The organism is Pyxidicoccus fallax, assembly GCF_012933655.1.
Classification (GTDB): domain Bacteria; phylum Myxococcota; class Myxococcia; order Myxococcales; family Myxococcaceae; genus Myxococcus; species Myxococcus fallax.
Genome location: NZ_JABBJJ010000515.1, coordinates 1 through 6,156, shown reverse-complemented (window position 1 = coordinate 6,156; position 6,156 = coordinate 1). Strand labels below are relative to the sequence as shown.

Here is a 6,156-nt window from a genome sequence, read left to right as displayed (position 1 = left end):
CCCTGGCGCTGGCCCAGCCCGCCCCGTCACCGCGGCCCGCGAAGGCCCCGGCCGCCCGGGCAACCCCGCGGCCGTCGAAGCAGTACTCCGTCGAGCAGTTCATGAAGACCACCAACGTGATGGGCGCGTCCTTCTCCCCGGACGAGAAGCGGGTGCTCTTCACGTCGAACCAGTCGGGCATCTACAACGTCTTCTCCGTGCCGGCGGCGGGCGGCAAGCCCACGCAGCTGACGCGCTCCACCACGGAGAGCACGTACGCCGTGGGCTACTTCCCCAAGGACGAGCGCTTCCTCTTCTCCCGGGACCAGGGCGGCAACGAGCTGGAGCACCTCTACGTGCGCACCCCGGACGGCAAGGAGAAGGACCTCACCCCGGGCGACAAGCACCGCGCCACCTTCTTCGGCTGGAGCCATGACGACTCCGCCTTCTACGTCCAGAGCAACGAGCGCGACGAGCGCTTCATGGACCTGTACCGCTACGACGCCAAGACGTACGCGCGCACCCTGCTCTTCCAGAACGACGGTGGCTACGACCTGGGCACCGTGTCCCCGGACGAGAAGTGGGTGGCACTCGAGAAGCAGCGCACCACGGCCGACAGCGACGTGCACCTCTACAACGTCGCCACCAAGGAGCTGAAGCACCTCACTCCGCACAAGGGCATCGCGTGGTGGATAACGGCCACCTTCGACCCGGGCTCCACCGCCCTGTACCTCCTCACCAACGAGGGCAGCGAGTTCACCCGCGTGGTGCGCTACGTGCTGGCCACCGGGAAGCTGGAGGAGGTGGAGAAGGCGGACTGGGACGTGATGTACACGTACTTCTCCAAGAACGGCGCCTGGCGCGTCACGGGCATCAACGAGGACGCCCGCACCGTCATCCGCGTCCATGACGTGAAGGCCAACAAGTCGCTGGCGCTGCCGCAGCTCCCCGAGGGGGACATCACCGGCGTGTCCATTGCCCGCGGCGAGAAGCGCATGGCCTTCTACGTGAGGGGCGACCGCTCCCCGACGAACCTCTACGTCTACGAGTTCGACACGAAGAAGCTCACGCGGCTGACGGACACGCTCAACCCCGAAATCGACCCGAAGGACCTGGTGGAGTCGGAGGTGGTCCGCTTCAAGTCCTTCGACGGGCTGCAGATTCCGAACATCCTCTACAAGCCGCACCAGGCCACGCCGGAGAACAAGCTGCCCGCGCTCATCTGGGTGCACGGCGGCCCTGGCGGCCAGACGCGCAAGGGCTACCAGCCCTTCATGCAGTACCTCGCCAACCACGGCTACGTGGTGCTCGGCATCAACAACCGCGGCAGCTCCGGCTACGGCAAGACGTTCTTCACGGCGGATGACCAGAAGCACGGCCGCGAGCCGCTCCAGGACTGCCTGGAGGCGAAGAAGTACCTCGCCAGCCTGCCGTACGTGGACGGCTCGCGCGTGGGCATCATCGGCGGCAGCTACGGCGGCTACATGGTGCTGTCCGCCCTGGCCTTCCACCCGGACGCCTTCAACGTGGGCGTGGACATCTTCGGCGTGTCCAACTGGCTGCGCACGCTGAAGAGCATTCCGCCCTACTGGGAGTCCTTCCGCGAGGCGCTCTACCAGGAGGTCGGCAACCCCGAGACGCAGGAGGAGATGCTGCGCGCCGTCTCGCCGCTCTTCCACGCGGAGAAGATTCGCAAGCCGCTGCTCGTCATCCAGGGCGCCAATGACCCGCGCGTGCTGAAGGTGGAGTCGGACGAAATCGTCCAGGCCGTGAAGAAGAGCAAGGTGCCCGTCGAGTACGTCGTCTTCCCGGACGAGGGCCACGGCTTCAGCAAGAAGAAGAACGAGGCCGAAGCCTACTCGCGCACGCGCGCCTTCCTGGACCAGTACCTCAAGCAGGCCAGCGCGACGAACTGACCTCCCGCCGTCTACCGCAGGCGGAAGGGCACCTTCACCACGCGGTAGACGGTGATGGGCCGGCCCTCCAGCAGGGCCGGCTGGTAGCGCCAGGTGCTCACCGCGCGCACCGCGGCGGAGACGAAGGGCTCCTCGCCCCGCAGGACGGTGACGTCCCGCACCTCGCCCGCCTCGGTGACGACAATCTTGAGGATGACCTGGCCCTCCTTCCCGGCGGCGCGGGCGGCCTGGGGGAACTCGGGCCGCGCGTTGGAGGCGAGCTCCACCGGCGGCTTCGCCTCCTCCGGCAGGTTGATGGGCCCGGAGCCGCTCGCGGCCCGCGCCGAGGCCGCCACCGTCCGCCCCGGCGACCCGCCCACCGCGGGCCTCGCCGTGGCGGGTGCCTCCAGCGGCGTGGGCGCGCTCATGAGCTCCGGCGCGCTCAGGCCGCCTGGCTCGGGCGCGGGAGCGGCGGCCACGGCCGGGCGCCCTCCACCACCGCCGCGCTGGCGCTGCAGCCGCTGCGTGAAGAGCACCTCGCCCGAGCCTCCGGCCACCACCCGGTCCGTCTGGTAGCCCTCCAGCACGAAGGTCAGCTCCGCCGTGGCCATGCCATCCGGCCCCGGAGGCACCTCCAGCACCAGCGGCGTGACACCGCGCTCCTGCCCCTTCCAGAAGACGCGCGCCCCGGCCGGCTCGCTGGAGACGCGGAAGCGCACCGGCCCCCGGGGCGCCTCGGCGGCCGGCGCCACGGCGGGCGCGGGAGTGACGGCCACGGGGGCCACGGGCCCGGCCTGCGTGGCCCGGCCCCCGCGCGAGCCCAGGAGGAACGCGCCGGCGCCCACGCCCAGCAGGGCCACCGCGCCCACGACGGGCCAGCGCCACGAGCGGCGCGGCGGCACGGGCCGGGGCAGGGACTCCTCGTCCACGCTGATGTCCAGCACCATGGTGCCCTCTCGCGCCGGGTGCGGGCCGGTGGCGGGCGGCAGGGCGAGGTGCGGGGCGCTGATGGGGCCGCTCACCGCGAGGCCCGCGGCGTCCCGCAGCGCATCCAGCACCTCGTCCATGGTGGCGTAGCGCTGCTCGGGGGCCTTCTCCAGGCAGCGGCGCACCACGGCCTCCACCGCGTCGGGGATGGCCAGGTCCGGGCGCAGCGCGCGGAAATGCGGAGGCGGCTCCTTGTGGTGCGCGAAGATGAGCTCCAGCGCGTCCTTCGACACGAAGGGCGGCCGGCCCACCAGCATCTGGTAGAGCAGCACGCCCAGCGAGTAGATGTCGCTGCGCGCATCCGCCACGTTGCGCGCCTGCTCCGGCGCCATGTACGTGGGCGAGCCGAGGAAGGTGCCGCCCTGGGTCATCTCCGGCACGGCGAGGCCCGCCCCGTCCGGGAGGAAGGACTTCACCAGGCCGAAGTCCAGCACCTTCACGTGGTCCTTCTCGCCGCCGCCCTCCTCCGCCACCAGCATCACGTTGGCGGGCTTCAAGTCCCGGTGCACCACGCCCAGCCGGTGCGCCTCGCGCAGCGAGCGGCACACGCCCCGGGCGATGTCCACCGCGCGCGTCCACGGCAGCGGCCCGGCGGCGAGGTGCTCCGCCAGCGTGCGCCCCTCCAGGTACTCCATGGCGATGTAGAAGGTGCCGTCGTCCGTCTTGCCGTAGTCGATGACGGTGACGGTGTTGGGGTGGCGCAGCTTCGCGGTGACGCTGGCCTCCAGGAAGAAGCGCTGCTGGAACTCCGGGTCCCTCGTCGTGGGGAAGGTGGGGCTCAGCACCTTGAGCGCCACCACGCGCTCCAGCGGCAGTTGCAGCGCCCGGTACACCCGGCCCATGCCACCGGCGCCCAGGGGCTCCAGCACCTTGAAGCGGCCGTGGAGCACCTGGCCGAGCAACGCATCCCCGGTGGGGGCCGGCGCGGCGGTCGGGGACGTACGCGAGTCTGTCTGCATGGCGATGACCTCGGGGGCACCGTCGCACGTGGGCGTCACGAGACGGTCGAGCCCCGGTCACGGCAGCGCCAACACGGCGCAACACGTGGGCACCCGGGGCCCTACGAAAAAACACCGGCGCGGCGGGTGGGGCCGTCACTCCACGGCCCCCTCCACCGCGCCAGTCACGACCCGCCGGACTTCCGGCTCCCGAAGGCGCGGGCGGAACCGGCCGCCCGCGCCTTCGGGTGACTTCAGGCCCGGAGCGGGTTCACCACCTCGGGGCACTTCCAGTACGTGTACTCGCAGGCCTGCTTCGACTCGTCGCAGGGCACCTGCATGACGGTGATGAGCTCGCACGGGTGACGGGGCGCCTCGGTCCCGCTCCCACCGCGCGTGTGGCCGTCGCCGCCCGTGTCGCGCGGCGACTCCTTCACTTCGTTCGACTCCTGCACGTCGGGCGGAGGCGCCGCCACGGCGTGGTTGCCCGCGGGCTTCGCGCTCGTCGCGCGCCCCCCGCGGCCCTTGCGAGAAGCCCCGCGCGACTCCTGGCGCGACTCCTGCGGCGGGGCCACCGAGGGCGTCAGCACCTCCGGCGGCAGCCCGTGCGCCGCGCCCAGCACGGCCCCCAGGACGTAAAGCTTCGTGTTCATGCGACCCCCTTGCCGGCCGCGACCGCCGCCTCGCCCCACGTGGCGCGGCGGTACCGGTGCGACGGCAACGACGTAGGTAGCATCCGGGTCTGACATTCCCCGCACTCCCGGACAGGGCAGGCGACCACCCGCCAGGGAGGATTCGTGGCGCTGGATATTGGAATGTCAGCGGCTGCGGCTAGGATGGCGCGCCCGCCCGGAGCCCCCAGCACCATGCCTTTCCAGATCAACGTCCACGAGCAGGACCACATCCTCGAGGTCATCTACCCCCCGCAAGTCACGGCGGAGGACCTGTCCGAGTACCTGACGGAGGTGAAGAAGGCCATCACCTCCCTGGGCGGCGAGTGGTCCGCGCTGGTGGACCAGTCGCAGCTGCGGGTGATGCCCCCGGACGTGGTGAGCGCCATGGCCAGCCTCAACGCCTATGCGCAGCTGCACGGCATGAAGCGCTCGGCGCGCGTGGTGATTGACCCACCCTCCGGCCTCCAGGCGTGGCGCATGACGAAGCGGGCGATGCTGACCATCCCCACGCGCACCTTCGAGACGCGCGGCGAGGCGCTGGCCTGGCTGAAGAACCCCGACGCGGACTGACCATCCGCGTATTTGCAACCGGGTTGCCATTTCACCGCTCCGGGGATTTCACGTATAGTGAGCAAGCCTGCCCTCCGGGCGGGCGTTCCCCCTTCAGGAGTGGTCACGACATGCCCCTCATCCGCGTTGGCGCCCGCAGGAAACTGTTCGGCGCGCTGCTCAGCACCCTCTCCCTCGTGGCCTGCGGCCCTGCCCCTGAAGCCGAGCAGACCGGGGACACCGCGCAGCCCACGGCCACGGACAAGCAGCCCGTCGTCTACGGCACCGACAACCGCACGGACGTGTACGCGCACTCGGACGCCACCCTGCGCGCGCGCGCGCAGCAGGCGACGGTGGCGCTGATGAGGCCGTCGGCGCTCAACCTGTCCAACCCCAACAACGTCACCTTCAACGCGTCCACGCTGCGCAGCGCCTACAACCTGTGCAGCACCGAGCGCTTCCTGACGGACCCGACGCCGGCGTTCTGCTCGGGCACGCTCATCGACGACGACCTGGTGCTCACCGCCGGGCACTGCATCACCAGCGCCTCGGATTGCGGCAACACGCGCTTCGTCTTCAACTTCTACCGCACGAGCGCGACCGCCCTGCAGACGGTGACGACCGCGGACGTCTTCTCCTGCCAGTCCATCGTCGTGCGGCAGCAGTCCACGACGAACGGCCGCAACCTGGACTACGCCATCGTCCGGCTGGACCGCGCGGCCACGCCGCGCTTCGCGCCGGCGCCGGTGCGCACGGTGGCCGAGCCCATCTCGGTGGGCGCCAACGTGACGGTCATCGGCTCGGGCAGCGGCATCCCGTTCAAGATCGACTCGGGCGGCTCGGTGCGCGACGCGCGCGCGTCCACGCTGGACTACTTCATCGCCAGCACGGACACCTTCGGCGGCAACTCCGGCTCCGGCGTGTACGAGATGAGCGGCTACACGGTGGCCGGCATCCTCGTGCGCGGCGAGACGGACTACGTCTCCAATGGCTCCTGCAGCATCGTCAACGTGTGCACGGAGGCGGGCTGCCGGGGCGAGGACATCACCTACGTGCGGCCCGCGCTGGAGGCGTACTGCGCGGTGGCCACCAGCGCGCGGCTGTGCACCGGCCTGCCGCCGCCGCCCCCGCCGC

At 71.0% G+C, this 6,156-nt stretch carries 5 protein-coding genes; 3 read left to right on the top strand and 2 right to left on the bottom strand.

Annotation, left to right across the window (positions count from 1 at the left end; all coding sequences use genetic code 11):
• Positions 1–101 precede the first annotated feature (101 nt).
• Positions 102–1,895, top strand: a complete 1,794-nt coding sequence (locus HG543_RS50450; protein ID WP_169352137.1) for an alpha/beta fold hydrolase — start codon at positions 102–104, stop codon at positions 1,893–1,895.
• A gap of 11 nt (positions 1,896–1,906) precedes the next feature.
• Here the strand turns inward: HG543_RS50450 and HG543_RS50445 are convergent, their stop codons facing one another.
• Both HG543_RS50445 and HG543_RS50440 read right to left on the bottom strand, forming a co-directional pair.
• Positions 1,907–3,859, bottom strand: a complete 1,953-nt coding sequence (locus tag HG543_RS50445; protein ID WP_343073643.1) for a TonB family protein — start codon at positions 3,857–3,859, stop codon at positions 1,907–1,909.
• 194 nt (positions 3,860–4,053) lie between these two features.
• On the bottom strand, positions 4,054–4,452 hold the full coding sequence (locus HG543_RS50440; protein WP_169352136.1) for a hypothetical protein: 399 nt from the start codon (positions 4,450–4,452) through the stop codon (positions 4,054–4,056).
• Between the two features lie 213 nt (positions 4,453–4,665).
• On the opposite strand from HG543_RS50440, the gene HG543_RS50435 reads away from it, so the two are divergent.
• On the top strand, positions 4,666–5,043 hold the full coding sequence (locus tag HG543_RS50435) for a SpoIIAA family protein (RefSeq protein WP_169352135.1): 378 nt from the start codon (positions 4,666–4,668) through the stop codon (positions 5,041–5,043).
• A gap of 110 nt (positions 5,044–5,153) precedes the next feature.
• The coding region (locus tag HG543_RS50430) for a trypsin-like serine peptidase (protein WP_169352134.1) at positions 5,154–6,156 on the top strand (1,003 nt) is incomplete at its 3' end.

Excerpts from the sequence above, each read along its gene's own strand:
- HG543_RS50435 (WP_169352135.1), top strand. The coding sequence starts at position 4,666 with ATGCCTTTCCAGATCAACGTCCACGAGCAGGACCACATCCTCGAGGTC.
- HG543_RS50440 (WP_169352136.1), bottom strand. The coding sequence starts at position 4,452 with ATGAACACGAAGCTTTACGTCCTGGGGGCCGTGCTGGGCGCGGCGCAC.
- HG543_RS50450 (WP_169352137.1), top strand. The coding sequence starts at position 102 with ATGAAGACCACCAACGTGATGGGCGCGTCCTTCTCCCCGGACGAGAAG.